The sequence below is a fragment of the Novosphingobium marinum genome (genome assembly GCF_013408095.1).
Lineage (GTDB): Bacteria > Pseudomonadota > Alphaproteobacteria > Sphingomonadales > Sphingomonadaceae > Novosphingobium > Novosphingobium marinum.
Genome location: NZ_JACBZF010000002.1, coordinates 719,487 through 736,144, shown reverse-complemented (window position 1 = coordinate 736,144; position 16,658 = coordinate 719,487). Strand labels below are relative to the sequence as shown.

Here is a 16,658-nt window from a genome sequence, read left to right as displayed (position 1 = left end):
GACATCAGCCGGGCAAGCTCAAGGCCTGCTGGCCCGGTTCGCCGAGCCAGCGGGCCTTTGCATGCCACACGCGCTCGATCACCGGCTCGGCCAGCGCCTGTGCTGGCGTGCCGTCGGCGGCAAGGCGGCCCCGGTCGAGCACGATCACGCGGTCCGCATGGTTCATCGCGGCCGCAAGGTCGTGCAGGACGAGCACGACGCCGCGCCCCTCCCCGGCCTGCCGGCGCAGCATCGCGACGAGCGTGGCGGCATGCGCAAGGTCGAGGTTGGCGAGCGGCTCGTCGGCGAGCAGCCAGCGCGGGCGGGTCGCCAGCACCCGCGCCATCAGCGCGCGCGCCTTTTCCCCGCCGGAAAGCCGCGAGACGGGGCGATGCCGCAATTCGTGCAGTTCCATCGCCGCGATGGCGTTTTCGATGGCACCCTGCGCTTCGGCCCGGGGAACGCCGCGCCAGGGTATGCGGCCGAGCGAGACAAGCGTCTCGACACTGACGTCCCAGGCGACTTCGGGCGATTGCGGCAGGTATCCGATGGCCTGCGCGCGTTCGTAAGCCCGCAGCGCCGAAAGCGAAGTGCCGCCCAGCAGGACCTCGCCGGCATCGGGAGCGAGCAGGCCCGCAAGGCACGACAGCAGCGTCGACTTGCCCGCGCCGTTCGGTCCGCAGATCGCCACGACTTCGCCGGGGCGCAACACCGCGTCCACCGCTTCCAGCCGCTCGCGAACGGTGACGGCGCGGGCTTCCAGCATCACGCCAGCCCCCGGCGCATGCGCAGCAGGAGATGGAGAAAGAACGGCGCTCCGATCAGGCTGAGCGCGATGCCCAGCCGCAGTTCCCCGCCCGCGAGCGGCAGGACGCGGCACAGGCAGTCCGCGACCAGCAGCAGCAGCGCGCCCGCCAGCGCGCTCGGCACGATCAGCGAGGAAGGACGCCGGTCGGTCAGCGGGCGAACGAGGTGGGGCACGATCAGCCCGACGAAGCCGATGATCCCGGCAACCGCGACGCCCGCCCCCACGGTCAGGCCGACGCCCGCGATCAGCAGCATTTGCAGCCGCCGCGGATCGACGCCCAGCGACCGCGCCGCCGCCTCGCCCAGCGTCAGCGCATCGAGGCTGCGCGCAGCGACGAGCAGGAAGCCGAGCCCGAGAAGCGTCAGCGGCGCGGCGATCCAGACTTCGCGCCAGGACCGGTCGACCAGCGCGCCCATCAGCCAGGTCACGATCTCGCTCATCGCGAAGGGCGTGGGTGCAAGGCTGATCGCCAGGCTCATCAGCGCGCCTGCAAGGCTGGCGATCATCATGCCCGCCAGCGTGAACAGCGCGACCCCGCCTTCGCGCCCGGCGATGAGCGAGAGGAGCGCCATCGCGCCCGCCGCGCCGACCAGCGAGAACAGCGGCAGTGCGAACGGCGCGGCGGCGTAGCCCGTCCAGAAGCTGAGCACCGCGCCCAGCGCCGCGCCCGGCGCGATGCCGAACAGGCCCGGATCGGCGAGCGGGTTGCGCAGGTAACCCTGCATCGCGGCTCCCGCCGCGCCAAGCCCCGCGCCGACCGCCAGCGCCAGCAGCGCACGCGGCAGGCGAAGCTCCATCAGGATGACGGCGGCGTTGCGCGTCTCGGGTGCGAAGGGATCGATCCATACCCGCCCGGCGAGCAGCGACAGCGGCACCGCCAGCGCCAGCCCGGCCAGCAGCAGCGGGATCGTGCGCGTCACCGCTGCCGAGGCCTTGCGAAGGCAGCGGCCTCCTGCCGGTCGGGCATGTCGTCGATGGCCAGGGGTCCCTGCTTGCGCAGGGCCGCGACCGTGTCGCGCACTTCGGCAAGGCGCTCGGCGGCGCGCGCGATGGTGGGGCCGCCGCACCAGAGGAGCGAGGGATCGAGCCGCTCGCGCCGCGTCTCCGCAAGGCTTGCCAGCGCGGGATGCGCGAGCAGGCGATCATCGTTGGACGCGGCATTGCCGGCGGCGAAGATCACGCGCGGCGGATCTGCGAGCATCGTTTCGAGCGGAAGGTAATCGGCCTGCCCCATCCCGCGCAGCGCGCTGAAACTCGCGAACCCGGTGCCCTCCAGGACATCGGCAATCAGCGTGTCCCTGCCCGGCACGATCCCGCCCGACTGCCACACGACGGCTGGCAGCGCCGGGCCGGGACCGGGAGCGGCCCTTGCCAGCGCCGCATCGATCCGCGCAACCAGCCGCTCGCCCTCTGCCGTCCGCCCTGCCAGCGCGGAAAGGCGGCGTACCTGCGCTTCGCTTTGCGCGATGCTCGCCGCGATGGGCAGCTTCTCGACCCGGAAGCCGAGGTCGGCGAAGGCAGCCTCGGTCGCCGGCGGCAGGAACGCGCCCGCCACGACGATATCGGGTTCGAGCGCCAGCACTTCCTCGACCGTGCCCGACACCGATCGATAGCGGCGCGCGGCCTCGACACCCATCGAACTCGATGCGGGGTGGTGGCTCCACGAGGAAACCGCGAGCAACTGGCCCGGAGCCGCAATTTCGTGCAGCACCGCGTCGCTGCACGGATTGAGCGATACGATGGTCGGCAGGTCGGCAGGCGGCGCGCCTTCTTGTCCCCCGCGCGAACAGGCCGCGAGGAGAAGCGCAAGAAGGAGCGCCGCCGTCCGCATCAGAATCGCGCCCTCGCTCCGACGAATGCCGAACGCCCGGGGGTGCCGTATCCGGCGACCGTCCGGTATTCGACACCGGCAAGGTTCTCGACACGCCCGTAGATCTCGAAAGCTTCGTTCACCGGCAGGCTGGCCCGCACGGTGACGAGCGCGTGCCCGTCGATGGGCGTGAAATTGCCCGCATCGTCGAAACTGTCCGAGACCATGCGCACGTCGCCGCCCAGCGTCAGCCCGGCAAGCGGGCTATGCCAGTCTGCCGATACGGTGACCGCGTGGCGCGGACGGCGGGCAAGCTCGTTGCCGCGACTGGCGCCGCCGGGCGTCCTGTCCGCGGCATCGAGCAGGGTGTAGGCCGCCTGCGCGCGGAACCGTTCCGAAAGCTGCGCGGCCAGCTCGATCTCGATGCCCTGCGCGCGCGCCTTTCCGACATTGGCGTAAAAGCCGAACCGCCCGTCTTCGCACAGCGGGTCGGCCACCGAGAAGCACGAGACGTAGTCGATGAGGTTCGCGGTATCGCGGCGAAACGCGGTGAGCGCGGCATGAAACCGCCCGTTGCGATTGCCGTACTCGATACCGGCGTCGTAGCTTTTCGACCGTTCGGGAGCGAGCGCGCCGTTCCCGTAGTCCGAGAACAGCTGGTAGAGCGTGGGCACCTTGAAGCCCTCGCCGTAGGAAGCGCGCAGGCGCAAGTCGGGCGACAGCGCGTAGCTGCCGTTCGCGCCGAAGGTCCATTCGGAGCCGAAGCGCGAATGGTCGTCGATCCGCAGGCCCGCAGCCAGCGCGAAGCCCCGTCCGTACCACCCCGCAAGCACGTGCCCGCTTGCCAGCCGCGCCTTCTCCGTCCCGTCGCTGTCGGCGAAGCGCGACCATTCGTGGTCTGCGCCGAAATCGATGCGGACAAGGCCGATGGGCGTCCAGTTGCCCTTGATCTCGGCGCGTTCGGCGCGGCCCTTCGTCGCGTAGTACGGCGCGGGACCGAACGTCGGGTCGACATATTCGCGGCGCGTATCCGAGAGCTGGAAGCCGCCGTCGAGGACGAGCGTCTCGTCCACGTAGTCCAGCCCCGCGCGCGCGTTCATCTCCCGCGATTGCTGGAATTCGGGCGTGTCGGCGAACGTGTAGTCCGGCGCGGGATAGCCATCGATGTCGAGGCGACTGTCGCTGTAGCGCGCGGCGGCCTTGGCAGTCAGCCGGTCGGTCAGCCCTATATAGCCGCGCCCGTGCGCGCGCCACTGCCGCCAGCCGTCGGGCTCCGTTCCGACGGCGGCTTGCGAGAAGCCATCGGTCCGCGTGTAGCCGCCGCCAGCCGAAAGGCCGTAGCCGTCGCCCGCGATGCCGCCGTTCACCTGCCCGTCGAAACTGTCGCGCGCACCGTATTCGGCAGCGGCCTCGACGCCCTCGATCTTCTTCGAGGTGAGCGCCACGACGCCGCCGATCGCTTCCGATCCCCAGACGACCGAGTTCGATCCGCGCAGCAGCTCGACCTTTTCCAGTCCGCTCGCCGCGAGGTTGCCGAAATCGTATCCGCCACCGGGCGCGGCGACGTCGGCAACGCGAATACCGTCGACCAGCACCAGCACCTGCTCGGCATTGGCGCCGCGCACGCGCAGGCCGGTAAAGCCGCCGAGACCGCCGTTGCGGGTAAGCGTGACGCCGGGCAGGCGCTCAAGCACGCGCGACAGGTCCGGCCCCTGCACCGCCTCGATCTCTTCGGCACCGACGATGCTGATCGACTGTCCGGTGCGGTCGACCTGCTGCGGCAGGCCGGCGGCGACGACGGTGATCTCGTTCTCGGACGCTCCCTGCGCCAGCGCGGGCTGGGCAACGACGAGCGACGTACTCAGTATTGCAAGGTATTTCACAGGTTGGGCCTCCACCATTGAACGACATGCCGTTCATGGCGAGAGGCCCGCGCGCCGATCGGCGCACGAACCACGCTGCATTCCGGTACACCCCGCCCGGCGCGGAACGACCGTCTCGGGCAGGTCTCCTGGCTCCCGGATCGTCGCTCGCCTGCCGCCTTCCCGGCCGTGGGCCAGTGGCATGATGGAGGCGCGCTCCCCGGTCACAGTTGCGGGGGCAGCGCGGGACTTGCGGAGGCATCGCCCCGCTCACCCGCTTCCCTCTTCGGCCCGCGAAAACGGGCAACCCGTGACGTGGAGCGCGCGATAGACCCGAACCGCGCGCTTCGCAAGCGCGGCAGATCGTTAACGTCTTAACCCTATGCTGAAGGGATGTGCCGCCTTGGCACGGTCGTTTCTGCGGGCGTGCGGCGGGCGGCTTTGCCCGGTACGCGCCAAGGCGCGCCGATTGAAGGAGCCGAATGACCGACGCGTTCACCCTGCCGCCCGAACCCAGGCCGCGCGATTTTTCCGCGCGGGTCCGGCGTTCGCGCATGGTGAGCGTGCGCGCGGACAGGCGGCGGCGGGCGACGCCGCGCGCGGCCTTCGCTCTGGTCGGCGCGGTCGCCCTGCCCGCCTTCGCGGCGCCAGGCGAATGGGAAGCCTTCCAGATCGGCAATGCCCCGGAAGCACAGGCGATGGTGCAGCCGATGCCGTTCGAGCAGGCGGGATCGAGCTTTCCGGGATCGGCCTTCTACTACCTCGCCGTGGAGGACGCGGCACCCGTGCCCGATTTGGCCCCGGCAACGGGAGAGGCGCCCGCGCCTGCCGGGCCCGGGCCCGCGAACTTCGTCGGCCCGGCGGCAAGCGCGCTGCGCATCGACCATAGCGGCGTCGACCGCACCCGCGCGCTGCAGTGCCTGACGGCGGCGGTCTATTACGAAGCCGCGAGCGAGCCCGACACCGGCCAGCGCGCCGTGGCGCAGGTCGTGCTCAACCGCGTCGCGCATCCGTCGTATCCGGCCACGGTCTGCGGCGTGGTCTACCAGGGGTCTGAGCGGCGGACGGGCTGCCAGTTCAGCTTTACCTGCGACGGTTCGCTGGCGCGCAAGCCCTCGCGCATGTTCTGGCAGCGCGCCGAAAGCGTGGCGCGCGCCGCTCTGGGCGGATACGTCCACGCACCCGCCGGTCTCGCCACGCATTATCACACCGTCCAGGTCAATCCGTACTGGGCGAGCAGCCTGACCTCGATGGGCACGATCGGCGCGCACCGCTTCTACCGCTTCGGCGGCGCGGCGGGCAGGCCGGGAGCGTTCCGCTTCGCCTATGCGGGCGGCGAACCGACCGCGGCGCCGCTTCGCCGCGCGCCCGTTGCCGCAGCCGCTCTCGATCCAGTTGCGGTCCAGGCCGCCTTCGATGCGAAACCTGCAACGGCGCTTGCGGCGCCGCCCGCAGAGCGCGAGGCGACCGCCGCCACCGCCCCCGCCGCCGCTCCGCAACCCGTCGCGAGCGAAGCGAGCCGCGATCGCCTGCCGGGAGCCTCGAAGGTGCGCCCCGAGTATCGCAACAGCGGGCGCTGGATCGCCCGGCCCGGTGACTGAGCGCAGCCCCGGTTGCTAACAATGCGGCAACCATAGCGTCGAACGAAGGCTTAGCCGCCGCACGCTATTGGAATGGCCGACCGCCGGAACAAGACGGAGATTTCCCGCCATGACCATTCGCTTCGCCGCCGCTTCCCGCGGCTACCCCCGCCCTGTCGCCCGTGCTCTCGGAGCAGGCAGGATCGGCAAGGCGGCGAACGACAATGGATGGGACATGTCGCGCAACGCGCTGCTCATCGACGCGCTGCGCCACTTCGGCGAACACGGGCTGGCATCGGCCAAGGTCGCGCGCAAGAATGCCGAGGACGCGTTTCTCGCAGGCGACGAGGCCGGCTATCGCCGCTGGCTCGAAATCTGTCGCAGCTTCGACCGCCGGATGGCCGACGCGACCGGGTTCTAGGCACATCGCGGCGCCGCTCGCCGCATCATTCTTGCTATTGCGAATAGCTTGCAAAGATAGGTCCGGACTGGCCTTTTTCCCGGTTGCAATGGCTTCCGGCGCGGCCTAGGGCAGCCCGGAACCTTGGGGCACCTGCCGAAGCGGCGGGACATGCAGGCTGCCGTTTGTCCGATGCCATCCCGCTCGAAGAGAGGACATCCCGGAATCATGGCTCGCAAGAAGATCGCACTGATCGGCGCCGGCAACATCGGCGGCACGCTGGCGCACCTCGCCGCGAAGAAGGAACTGGGCGACGTCGTCCTGTTCGACATCGCCGAGGGTCTGCCGCAGGGCAAGGCGCTCGACTTGTCGCAGTGCGGTCCGATCGAGGGCTTCGACGCGAGGATCACCGGCACCAACGACTATGCCGACATCGCGGGCGCGGACGTCATCATCGTCACCGCCGGCGTCGCCCGCAAGCCGGGCATGAGCCGCGACGACCTGCTCGGCATCAACCTCAAGGTCATGAAGTCGGTCGGCGAGGGCATCAGGACCCACGCGCCCGACGCCTTCGTGATCTGCATCACCAACCCGCTCGACGCGATGGTCTGGGCGCTCCGCGAATTCTCCGGCCTGCCGAAGAACAAGGTCGTCGGCATGGCCGGCGTGCTCGATTCGGCGCGCTTCGCCACCTTCCTCGCGTGGGAATTCGAAACCTCGGTCAAGGACGTCAACGCCTTCGTCCTCGGCGGCCACGGCGACACGATGGTGCCGGTGCTGTCCTATTCCACGATCAGCGGCATCCCCGTGCTCGACCTCGTCGCGCAGGGCCGCTCGACCAAGGAAAAGATTGACGAGATCGTCAAGCGCACGCGCGGCGGCGGCGGCGAGATCGTCGCCCTGCTCAAGACCGGCTCGGCCTATTACGCGCCCGCCACCAGCGGCATCGCCATGGCCGAAGCCTACCTCGGCGACCAGAAGCGCATCCTGCCCTGCGCCGCCTACGTCGAAGGCAAGTACGGCGTCGACGGCCTCTATGTCGGCGTTCCGGCGATGATCGGCGCGGACGGCATCGAGCAGGTCATCGAGATCGACCTCACCGACGAGGAAAAGTCGAACTTCCAGGTCTCGGTCGACGCGGTCAAGGAACTGCTCGAAGCCTGCAAGGGTATCGACGAAAGCCTGAAGTGATGGAGCCATCACTATTCGTTTTATTGCTCGGGTTGGTAGGCCTGGTTATTTACATCGGCCTCGTGTTTTGGGCAGGATTGCGAAAGTGGTGGTGGCTGGCCCTTCTGGTCAGCTTTCCTGCTGCAATGGGTGGGTTAATGACTCTTGCAATAGACTTTTCTCAATCAAGCTCGCCTCTATTTCAACATTTTGGCTGGCTCGCAGTCGGTCAACTGATCATCGGCGCGGTTACATACACGCTGGGCAGGATTTGGGCTCAGCGCCAGAATAACAATTCGAAGGAATTCGACTCATGTCCATCCTCGTAAACAAAGACACCAAGGTCATCACGCAAGGTATGACCGGATCGACCGGCACCTTCCACACCGAGCAGGCGCTGGCCTACGGCACGCAGATGGTCGCGGGCGTCACCCCCGGCAAGGGCGGCACGACCCACATCGGCCTGCCCAACTACGACACCGTGGCCGAAGCCAAGGCCGCGACCGGCGCGACCGCGTCGTGCATCTACGTGCCGCCGCCGTTCGCCGCCGACTCGATCCTCGAGGCGATCGACGCCGAGATGGAACTGATCGTCGCGATCACCGAGGGCATTCCCGTGCTCGACATGATCCGCGTCAAGCGTGCGCTGCAGGGTTCCAGGTCGCGCCTGATCGGCCCGAACTGCCCCGGCGTCCTCACTCCCGAAGAGTGCAAGATCGGCATCATGCCCGGCTCCATTTTCAAGAAGGGTTCGGTCGGCGTCGTCTCGCGCTCGGGCACGCTGACATACGAAGCCGTGTTCCAGACGACCAACATCGGCCTCGGCCAGACGACCGCGGTCGGCATCGGCGGCGACCCGGTGAACGGCACCAACTTCATCGACGTGCTCGAGCTGTTCCTTGCCGACGACGCAACCAAGTCGATCATCATGATCGGCGAGATCGGCGGATCGGCCGAGGAAGAAGCGGCGCAGTTCCTGAAGGACGAGGCAAAGCGCGGCCGCCGCAAGCCGACCGTGGGCTTCATCGCTGGCCGTACGGCGCCTCCGGGTCGCCGCATGGGCCACGCCGGCGCGATCGTCTCGGGCGGCCAGGGCGGCGCCGACGACAAGATCGCGGCGATGGAGGATGCGGGCATCCGCGTCTCCCCCTCGCCCTCCGAGCTGGGCGTCACTCTCGATGCGCTCCTCAAGGAGCTTGCCTGACACCTGGGTCCCTGTGCAGGCAGGGACCTCGTCCTGTTGAAGGAGGCATGTGAAACCGGGGTACGTCCAGATCCTGACGAACCGTCCCGACGGCGTGACGTCGGACCTTGCAAACCGCGTCCGGCGACACCGCCGGCGCGCGGTGCCCGGCTTCACGCGAAAGTACGATTGTCGCCGTCTCGTCCGGTTCGAGCGGTATGAAAGGCTCGAGGACGCGCGGAAGGCGGAAGTTCGCATGAAGAAGCGGAGGCGCGAATGGAAGCTGAAGCGGATCGCGGAACGGAACCCGGGATGGATCGATCTGTTCGATACGATGCATCTTTCGAACGAGCCATGAGGTCCCTGCCTTCGCAGGGACTCGACTGAGGTAGACGCCCATGGGCAATGAAGGCTTCGATTTCTTCCCCGACGACCCGCAGCCGGGTCCGAGCTGGCAGCGCGAGGGCTGGCCGCTTGCCGGGAACGACGACGATCTCACGCAGGGCCTCGACCCGACGACGCTGAAGGCGGAGATCGCGAAGTCTGCCGAGAAGGCGGGCAAGCCCATCCCCGCCGGTTCGCTCGAGGAAGCGGCGGCCGATTCGATCCGTGCGATGATGATCATCCGCACCTATCGCGTGCGCGGGCACCTTGCCGCCGATCTCGATCCGCTCGGTCTGCACCAGCGTGCTCTCCCGCGCGACCTGACGCCCGAATGGCACGGCTTCACCGCCGACAAGCTCGACAAGAAGGTCTACGTCGGCGGCAATCTCGGCCTCGAATGGACGACGGTGCGCGAGCTCGTCGATACGTTGCGGTTCAACTACTGCGGCACCGTCGGGTTCGAGTACATGCACATCGCCAGCGTCGAGGAACGCCGCTTCCTGCAATCGCGGATGGAAGGCGCCGACAAGTCGATCGACTTCACCGTGATGGGCAAGAAGGCGATCCTGCAGGCGGTCGTGCGCGGAGAGCAGTACGAGAAGTACCTCGGCAAGAAGTACGTCGGCACCAAGCGCTTCGGCCTCGACGGCGGCGAATCGATGATCCCGGCGCTCGAATCGGTGATCAAGTACGGCGGCGCTCTCGGCGTGCGCGAGATCGTGTTCGGCATGGCCCATCGCGGCCGCCTCAACGTGCTCGCGAACGTGATGGCCAAGCCCTACAAGGTCATCTTCCACGAGTTCCACGGCGGTTCGGCCAACCCGGACGACGTCGGCGGGTCGGGCGACGTGAAGTACCACCTCGGCACCTCCACCGACCGCGAGTTCGACGGCATCAAGGTGCACATGAGCCTCGTGCCCAACCCCAGCCACCTCGAGGCGGTCGATCCGGTGGTGCTCGGGAAGGCGCGCGCGACGCTCCAGTTCCGCAACGACCTCAAGGAAATGGACGAGGTGCTGCCCGTCCTGATCCACGGCGACGCGGCGTTCGCCGGCCAGGGCATCGTCTGGGAAACGCTCGGCTTCCAGGGTATCCGCGGCTACGCGACCGGCGGCTGCCTGCACTTCATCATCAACAACCAGATCGGCTTCACGACGAGCCCGCAGTTCGCGCGCAACTCGCCCTATCCCTCGGATGTCGCGAAAGGCGTCCAGGCGCCGATCTTCCACGTCAACGGCGACGATCCCGAAGCCGTCACGTTCTGCTGCAAGCTGGCGATCGAGTACCGCCAGCGCTTCGACAAGGACGTGGTCATCGACATGTGGTGCTATCGCCGCTTCGGCCACAACGAGGGCGACGAGCCCAGCTTCACCCAGCCGCTGATGTACGCGAAAATCCGCAAGCATCCGCCGGTGAGCGAGATGTACGCATCGCGCCTCAGGGACGAGGGGCTGATCGACGACGGCTTCCTCAAGGAGACCGCCGACCACTTCACCGAACAGCTAGACGCCGAGTTCGAGGCGGCCAAGAGCTACCAGCCCAACGAGGCGGACTGGTTCGCCGGGCGGTGGAGCGGCTTCAACAAGCCGGTCGATCCCGAAACCGCACGTCGCAACGTCGATACCGGCATCGAGGCCAAGCTGTTCGACAGCCTCGGCCGCACGCTGACCGAAGTGCCGGCCGACCTCAGGATTCACAAGACGCTGGGCCGCGTGCTCGATGCAAAGCGCAAGATGTTCGACGAGAGCGATGGCTTCGACTGGGCGACGGGCGAGGCACTGGCGTTCGGATCGCTGCTCTCGGAAGGTTACAACGTGCGCCTTTCGGGCCAGGATTCGGGACGCGGCACGTTCTCGCAGCGCCACGCGGTCTGGGTCGACCAGGAGACCGAGAACAAGTACGTGCCGCTCGACAGCGTGCCGCACGGCAGGTTCGAGGTCTACGACAGCCCGCTTTCCGAGTACGGCGTGCTCGGCTTCGAATACGGCTTCGCCATGGCCGATCCCAAGACGCTGGTGCTCTGGGAAGCGCAGTTCGGCGATTTTGCCAACGGCGCGCAGATCATGATCGACCAGTACATCGCTGCGGGCGAGGCAAAGTGGCTGCGCGCCAACGGCCTCGTGATGCTGCTGCCCCACGGGTACGAGGGACAGGGGCCGGAGCATTCCTCCGCCAGGCTCGAGCGCTTCCTTCAGCTTTGCGCGGGCGACAACATCCAGGTGTGCAACATCACCACGCCGGCGAACTACTTCCACGTGCTTCGCCGCCAGATGCACCGCCCGTTCCGCAAGCCGCTGGTCATCATGACGCCCAAGTCGCTCCTGCGGCACCCGATGGCGAAATCGCCCGCGAGCGACTTCATCGGCGAGGGGCACTTCATGCGCATCCTCTCCGACATCCAGCCGCCCGCCGACAAGGACGTGAAGCGGCTGATCCTGTGCTCGGGCAAGGTCGCCTACGACCTGTTCGAGGCGCGGCGCGAGAACGAGGTCGACAACACCAGCATCGTGCGGCTCGAGCAGCTCTACCCCTTCCCCGGCGAGCCGCTGGCGATCCGCATGGGCCGCATGACCAGTCTCGAGGAAGTCGTCTGGTGCCAGGAAGAGCCGCGCAACAACGGCGCGTGGTTCTTCGTCCAGAACCAGATCGAGGAAGCGCTGGCCGAAGCCGGCAGGGACGTCGGCCGCGTGCGCTACGCGGGCCGCAACGTCGCCGCCTCGCCGGCAACCGGCCTTGCCTCGCGCCACGTCTCCGAACAGGCGGCGCTCGTCGCCGATGCGCTCGGCATTTCCGTGCGCGACGAAATCCGCCGCAAGAAGTCCTGATAGCACCGGGCAGGTAAGGAAAACGAATGTCCAGCGAAGTCAAAGTCCCGACGCTCGGCGAATCCGTCGCCGAAGCCACCATCGGCGAATGGCTCAAGCAGCCCGGCGAGGCCGTCAGGCAGGACGAACCCATCGCCAGCCTCGAGACCGACAAGGTCGCGGTCGAGGTCATGTCGCCGATCGACGGCGTCATGGGCGAGCAGATCGCCGCCGTGGGCGACACGGTGGAGGTCGGCGCGCTGATCGCGATGATCGAGGAAGGCGAAGGCGGCTCGGCCCCCGCCCCCGCCGCGAAGGACAAGCCGGCGGCCGCCTCCGACGATGCCGCGCGCGCGTCCGACGGAGAGGAAACGGGCGATGCCGCGGTGCTTTCCCCTGCCGTGCGCCGCGCCGTGCTCGAACACGGGATCGACCCCTCCTCGGTGAAGGGTACCGGCAAGGACGGCCGCCTGACCAAGGAGGACGTCGTCGCCGCGGCGCAGGCCAAGAAGGACGGCGGCGCCGCTCCCGCGCCCGCACCGTCCGCTTCGCCGTCGCCCTCGCCCGCCCCCGCCGCCAGGGGCGAGCGCCGCGAGGAGCGCGTGCGCATGACGCGCCTGCGCCAGACGATCGCCAAGCGCCTGAAGAGCGCGCAGGACACCGCCGCGCTGCTCACCACCTTCAACGATTGCGACATGACCGCCGTCATCGAGACGCGCGAGAAGTACAAGTCGCTGTTCGAGAAGAAGCACGGCATCAAGCTCGGCTTCATGAGCTTCTTCGCCAAGGCCGCATGCCTCGCGCTGAAGGACGTGCCCGCCGCCAACGCCTACATCGAGGGCGACGAGATCGTCTATCACGACTACGTCGACATCTCGGTCGCGGTTTCCGCGCCCAACGGCCTCGTGGTCCCGGTCATCCGCAATGCCGACGCGATGAGCTTTGCCGAGATCGAGCTCGCCATCGCCGAATTCGGCAAGAAAGCGAAGGATGGCACGCTCACCATGGAAGAGATGAAAGGCGGCACCTTCACCATCTCCAACGGCGGTGTCTTCGGGTCGCTGATGTCGACCCCGATCATCAACCCGCCGCAGTCCGCGGTGCTGGGCCTCCACCGCATCGAGGACCGCCCGGTCGCGGTGAACGGCGAAGTCGTCATCCGCCCGATGATGTACCTCGCGCTCAGCTACGATCACCGCCTGATCGACGGCCGCGAGGCGGTGACCGCGCTCAAGATCATGAAGGAAGCGATCGAGGATCCCGCCCGGATCCTGATCGACCTCTGAGGGAATACGAATGGCTGACCAGAACTTCGACTACGACGTCCTCGTCATCGGTGCCGGCCCCGGCGGCTACGTCGCCGCGATCCGTGCCGCGCAGCTCGGCCTCAGGGTCGCCTGCGCCGAAAGCCGCGAGACGCTGGGCGGCACCTGCCTCAACGTCGGCTGCATTCCCTCGAAGGCGCTGCTCCACGGCTCCGAGCTGTTCGACGAGGCCGCGCACGGGACGATGGCCAAGTTCGGCATCAAGGCCGAGAAGGTCAGCCTCGACCTCGGCGCGATGCAGGACGAGAAGGCAACCGCCGTCAAGGAACTGACCGGCGGCATCGAGTTCCTGTTCAAGAAGAACAAGGTCGACTGGCTGAAGGGCCACGCCGTGTTCAAGGACGCGCATACGGTCGACGTCGCCGGCAAGGACTACCGCGCGAAGAACGTGGTCATCGCCACCGGCTCAAGCGTCACCCCGCTTCCCGGCGTCGAGGTGGACAACGACAAGGGCCTGATCGTCGATTCGACGGGTGCGCTCGCGCTCGGCAAGGTGCCCGACCACATGGTGGTGATCGGCGGCGGCGTGATCGGGCTCGAACTCGGATCGGTCTGGCGGCGACTGGGCGCGAAAGTGACCGTCGTCGAATTCCTCGACCAGCTCCTGCCCGGCATGGACGGCGACGTTCGCAAGGAAGCGGCCAGGATCTTCAAGAAGCAGGGCATGGAGCTCAGGCTTTCGACCAAGGTCACCGGCGCGTCCGTGAAGGGCAGGAAGGTCACGCTGACACTCGAACCCGCCAAGGGCGGCGATGCCGAGAAGCTCGAGGCCGACTGCGTGCTCGTCTCGATCGGGCGGCGGCCCAATACCGAGGGCCTCGGCCTCCACAACATCGACCTCGAGACGAACCAGCGGGGGCAGATAGAGACCGACCACGAATTCCGCACCAAAGTCCACCACGTCTGGGCCATCGGCGACGTCATCCCCGGCCCGATGCTTGCCCACAAGGCCGAGGACGAGGGCATTGCCGTCGCCGAGAACATCGCGGGCCAGACCGGCATCGTGAACCACGCGGTCATCCCCAGCGTCGTCTACACCTGGCCCGAATTCGCCGGCGTCGGCCTCAGCGAGGAAGCGGCGAAGGAAGCAGGGCACGAGGTCCGCGTCGGCAAGTTCCCGATGATGGCCAACAGCCGCGCCAAGACCAACCGCGAGCCCGAAGGCTTCGTCAAGGTCATCGCCGATGCGAAGACCGACCGGGTGCTCGGCGTGTGGTGCATCGCGTCGGTCGCGGGCACGATGATCGCGCAGGCCGCGCAGGCGATGGAGTTCGGCGCGACGAGCGAGGACATCGCCTATACCTGCCACGCCCACCCGACGCACGCCGAGGCGCTGAAGGAAGCGGCAATGGCGGTGACCGGCAAGCCGATCCACATCTGACGCGGATGGCGACGCCGGCCGGGGCAAGGCATCTGTTGCCCGCCCTTGCCGCGCTCGCCCTCCCGGTCCTCGCCGGGCTCGCCTGGCTGTGGACGGCGGGAGCGCCCGGCAGGTACCTCGCGACAAACGCCGTGGCGCTCGCAGTCGGCGCGCTGTGGACCGCGTTCGGGCGCGGGCCGAAAGCGGCGCGCGCGATCTGGCTGCTGGCGGCGGCGCTCGTCGTGCTGCTAGCGATGCCGCGCATCACGGGACCCGAGATCAACGGCGTCGCGCGCTGGCTCCCGCTCGGTCCGCTGGTGCTGCACACCGGCGCTTTCGCCATCCCGGCGCTGGCGGTCCTTGCCGCGCGCGCACCGAACGAATGCGCGCCGATCCTTCTCGCAGCGCTGTTCGGCACTTTTGTCCAGCCCGACGCGGCAAGCGGGTTCGCGCTCACCATCGCGGCGGTTGGCATCCATCACGTCAGCCGGGACTGGAAGGTCGGTCTCGTCGCGATCGTCACTTTCGCCAGCAGCCTGGTGATGGCCGCCGGACCGCCGCTGGCGCCCCAGCCCTTCGTCGAGCACGTGCTGACCGACGCGGCTCTCCGTTCGGTCTGGATCGCGTTCGGCCTTGCCGCCAGCTTCGCCGCCGCGTTCCTGCTCGTGATCTTCGCGGTCCCGTTGCCGCGCGTCGAACGGTTCGCGCTCGGTGGCGCGCTGTTCGGGTTCGGCACGATGGCGCTGATGTCGAGCTACCCGGCCCCGCTGATCGGATACGGTGCATCGTCGATCCTCGGCTTTGCATTCGCGCTCGGACTGCGTACCCGGGAAGGATCATGACCCTTCGCCCGTTTCATCTCGCCTTCTCTGTTCACGACCTTGCAGCCGCGCGCCGCTTCTGGGGCGGGACGATGGGTTGCCCCGAAGGACGCAGCGCGGCCGACTGGATCGACTTCGACTTTTTCGGCCACCAGATCGTCGCGCACCGGGTGGACGGCATGGCCGCGCCCGCCGCCGGCGCGAACCCGGTCGACGGCCACGACGTGCCGGTGCCGCACTTCGGCATCGTGCTGTCGATGGAGGACTGGCAGGCACTCGCCGACAGGCTGACCGCTGCCGGGGTCGATTTCGAGATCGAACCGCACGTGCGCTTTCGCGGCAAGCCTGGCGAACAGGCGACGATGTTCTTCCGCGACCCTTCCGGCAACGCAATCGAGATGAAGGCCTTCGCCGATCCCGGTCAACTGTTCGCGACGGACTGAGACAGGACAAGCCATGCCGATGCGTAACGGAAAAGCGATGCGGAGCCTGGCGCGCTGGCACATCTGGCTGGGCTGGCTCATCGGCGTTCCGCTGATCCTGTGGACGGCGACGGGACTGCTGATGACCTTGCGGCCCATCGAGGAAGTTCGCGGCAACCACTTGCGACGGGACATCCCGGCAGCGGTGATCGCGCCCGGCGCGAGCCTTCGCGTGCCCGTGAACATACCGGCGCGGCGCATCGTGCTGATGCCGGGACCGGACGGTCCGTTCGGAGTTATCGAGGCGGCGGACGGACGGCGCATCAGGTTCGATCCGGCCAGCGGCGAGACATTGCCCGGACCCTCGTCCGTGGAAATCCGGGCGGTCGTCGCAAGCCGGATCGTCGGCGGGCGCGACCTTGCCTCGCTGACGTTCCACAAGGCCGCCTCCCCTCCTTTCGACTGGCGCCGGGCAGAGGACATCTGGCAGGCGACGCTGCGCGACGGGACGCATGTCTACGTGGATCCCGTAAGCGCCGAGATTTCAGCGGTGCGAACACCCTTCTGGCGCGTGTTCGATTTCGCCTGGGGTCTTCACATCATGGACCTGCAAACCCGCGAGGACACGCATCACCCCATCCTGATCGCCTTCGCCGCCGTGGCCCTGGGGGGCACGTTCATCGGCTTCATCCTCCTGTTCCGCCGCCGCCGGAGCCTGCGGCGAAGCTGAAGGGGCACCGACCTCGGATG

General features: G+C 68.0%; 15 protein-coding genes and 1 riboswitch. Of the genes, 11 read left to right on the top strand and 4 right to left on the bottom strand.

The features are described 5' to 3' along the window. Positions 1–4: 4 nt before the first annotated feature. The 4 genes from FHS75_RS08345 to FHS75_RS08330 are packed head-to-tail and all read right to left on the bottom strand — an operon-like array spanning position 5 to position 4,480. Positions 5–745, bottom strand: coding sequence for an ABC transporter ATP-binding protein (locus FHS75_RS08345; protein WP_179407213.1), 741 nt, complete (start codon positions 743–745; stop codon positions 5–7). Next, positions 745–1,707 carry a FecCD family ABC transporter permease gene (locus tag FHS75_RS08340; protein ID WP_179407212.1) on the bottom strand — a complete coding sequence of 321 codons (963 nt, stop codon included), beginning with the start codon at positions 1,705–1,707 and terminating at the stop codon, positions 745–747. The genes FHS75_RS08345 and FHS75_RS08340 overlap by 1 nt, the downstream gene beginning before the upstream one ends. Continuing rightward, complete coding sequence (locus FHS75_RS08335; RefSeq protein WP_179407211.1) at positions 1,704–2,618, bottom strand: ABC transporter substrate-binding protein; 915 nt, start codon at positions 2,616–2,618, stop codon at positions 1,704–1,706. Before FHS75_RS08335 ends, FHS75_RS08340 begins: the two co-directional genes overlap by 4 nt. Then, positions 2,618–4,480 (bottom strand): TonB-dependent receptor plug domain-containing protein, encoded by a 1,863-nt coding sequence (locus FHS75_RS08330; protein ID WP_179407210.1) that lies wholly within the window; start codon positions 4,478–4,480, stop codon positions 2,618–2,620. Before FHS75_RS08330 ends, FHS75_RS08335 begins: the two co-directional genes overlap by 1 nt. A 101-nt stretch (positions 4,481–4,581) precedes the next feature. Next, positions 4,582–4,786, bottom strand: a riboswitch (cobalamin riboswitch). Between the two features lie 155 nt (positions 4,787–4,941). Between FHS75_RS08330 and FHS75_RS08325 the strand changes: the two genes are divergently transcribed. The 11 genes from FHS75_RS08325 (at position 4,942) to FHS75_RS08275 (ending at position 16,638) form a co-directional block, all read left to right on the top strand. Beyond that, positions 4,942–6,060 (top strand): cell wall hydrolase, encoded by a 1,119-nt coding sequence (locus FHS75_RS08325; RefSeq protein WP_179407209.1) that lies wholly within the window; start codon positions 4,942–4,944, stop codon positions 6,058–6,060. A 109-nt stretch (positions 6,061–6,169) separates the two neighbouring features. After that, positions 6,170–6,460 carry a hypothetical protein gene (locus FHS75_RS08320; protein WP_179407208.1) on the top strand — a complete coding sequence of 97 codons (291 nt, stop codon included), beginning with the start codon at positions 6,170–6,172 and terminating at the stop codon, positions 6,458–6,460. Positions 6,461–6,667: 207 nt separating this feature from the next. Further along, entirely contained in the window at positions 6,668–7,630 is a 963-nt protein-coding gene (mdh, locus tag FHS75_RS08315; RefSeq protein ID WP_179407207.1) for a malate dehydrogenase, read from the top strand. 292 nt (positions 7,631–7,922) lie between these two features. After that, positions 7,923–8,813: a succinate--CoA ligase subunit alpha gene (gene sucD / locus FHS75_RS08310; RefSeq protein WP_179407206.1), complete on the top strand. Its 891-nt coding sequence runs from the start codon at positions 7,923–7,925 to the stop codon at positions 8,811–8,813. 49 nt (positions 8,814–8,862) lie between these two features. Continuing rightward, positions 8,863–9,150: a GIY-YIG nuclease family protein gene (locus FHS75_RS08305; protein ID WP_179407205.1), complete on the top strand. Its 288-nt coding sequence runs from the start codon at positions 8,863–8,865 to the stop codon at positions 9,148–9,150. Positions 9,151–9,190: 40 nt separating this feature from the next. After that, positions 9,191–12,001 carry a 2-oxoglutarate dehydrogenase E1 component gene (locus tag FHS75_RS08300; RefSeq protein ID WP_179407204.1) on the top strand — a complete coding sequence of 937 codons (2,811 nt, stop codon included), beginning with the start codon at positions 9,191–9,193 and terminating at the stop codon, positions 11,999–12,001. Positions 12,002–12,027: 26 nt separating this feature from the next. Then, positions 12,028–13,266 (top strand): 2-oxoglutarate dehydrogenase complex dihydrolipoyllysine-residue succinyltransferase, encoded by a 1,239-nt coding sequence (odhB, locus tag FHS75_RS08295; RefSeq protein ID WP_179407203.1) that lies wholly within the window; start codon positions 12,028–12,030, stop codon positions 13,264–13,266. Between the two features lie 10 nt (positions 13,267–13,276). Continuing rightward, a complete protein-coding gene (lpdA, locus tag FHS75_RS08290) occupies positions 13,277–14,686 on the top strand; it encodes a dihydrolipoyl dehydrogenase (protein WP_179407202.1) in 1,410 nt (469 codons plus the stop codon). Between the two features lie 35 nt (positions 14,687–14,721). Then, complete coding sequence (locus FHS75_RS08285; RefSeq protein WP_179407201.1) at positions 14,722–15,507, top strand: hypothetical protein; 786 nt, start codon at positions 14,722–14,724, stop codon at positions 15,505–15,507. After that, positions 15,504–15,929 (top strand): VOC family protein, encoded by a 426-nt coding sequence (locus FHS75_RS08280; protein WP_179407200.1) that lies wholly within the window; start codon positions 15,504–15,506, stop codon positions 15,927–15,929. The genes FHS75_RS08285 and FHS75_RS08280 overlap by 4 nt, the downstream gene beginning before the upstream one ends. A gap of 19 nt (positions 15,930–15,948) precedes the next feature. Next, entirely contained in the window at positions 15,949–16,638 is a 690-nt protein-coding gene (locus FHS75_RS08275) for a PepSY domain-containing protein (protein WP_179407199.1), read from the top strand. The last annotated feature ends 20 nt before the right edge of the window (positions 16,639–16,658 follow it).

Excerpts from the sequence above, each read along its gene's own strand:
- FHS75_RS08275 (WP_179407199.1), top strand. The coding sequence starts at position 15,949 with ATGCGTAACGGAAAAGCGATGCGGAGCCTGGCGCGCTGGCACATCTGG.
- FHS75_RS08325 (WP_179407209.1), top strand. The coding sequence starts at position 4,942 with ATGACCGACGCGTTCACCCTGCCGCCCGAACCCAGGCCGCGCGATTTT.
- mdh (WP_179407207.1), top strand. The coding sequence starts at position 6,668 with ATGGCTCGCAAGAAGATCGCACTGATCGGCGCCGGCAACATCGGCGGC.
- FHS75_RS08280 (WP_179407200.1), top strand. The coding sequence starts at position 15,504 with ATGACCCTTCGCCCGTTTCATCTCGCCTTCTCTGTTCACGACCTTGCA.
- odhB (WP_179407203.1), top strand. The coding sequence starts at position 12,028 with ATGTCCAGCGAAGTCAAAGTCCCGACGCTCGGCGAATCCGTCGCCGAA.
- FHS75_RS08345 (WP_179407213.1), bottom strand. The coding sequence starts at position 745 with ATGCTGGAAGCCCGCGCCGTCACCGTTCGCGAGCGGCTGGAAGCGGTG.
- FHS75_RS08300 (WP_179407204.1), top strand. The coding sequence starts at position 9,191 with ATGGGCAATGAAGGCTTCGATTTCTTCCCCGACGACCCGCAGCCGGGT.
- FHS75_RS08320 (WP_179407208.1), top strand. The coding sequence starts at position 6,170 with ATGACCATTCGCTTCGCCGCCGCTTCCCGCGGCTACCCCCGCCCTGTC.
- sucD (WP_179407206.1), top strand. The coding sequence starts at position 7,923 with ATGTCCATCCTCGTAAACAAAGACACCAAGGTCATCACGCAAGGTATG.
- lpdA (WP_179407202.1), top strand. The coding sequence starts at position 13,277 with ATGGCTGACCAGAACTTCGACTACGACGTCCTCGTCATCGGTGCCGGC.
- FHS75_RS08335 (WP_179407211.1), bottom strand. The coding sequence starts at position 2,618 with ATGCGGACGGCGGCGCTCCTTCTTGCGCTTCTCCTCGCGGCCTGTTCG.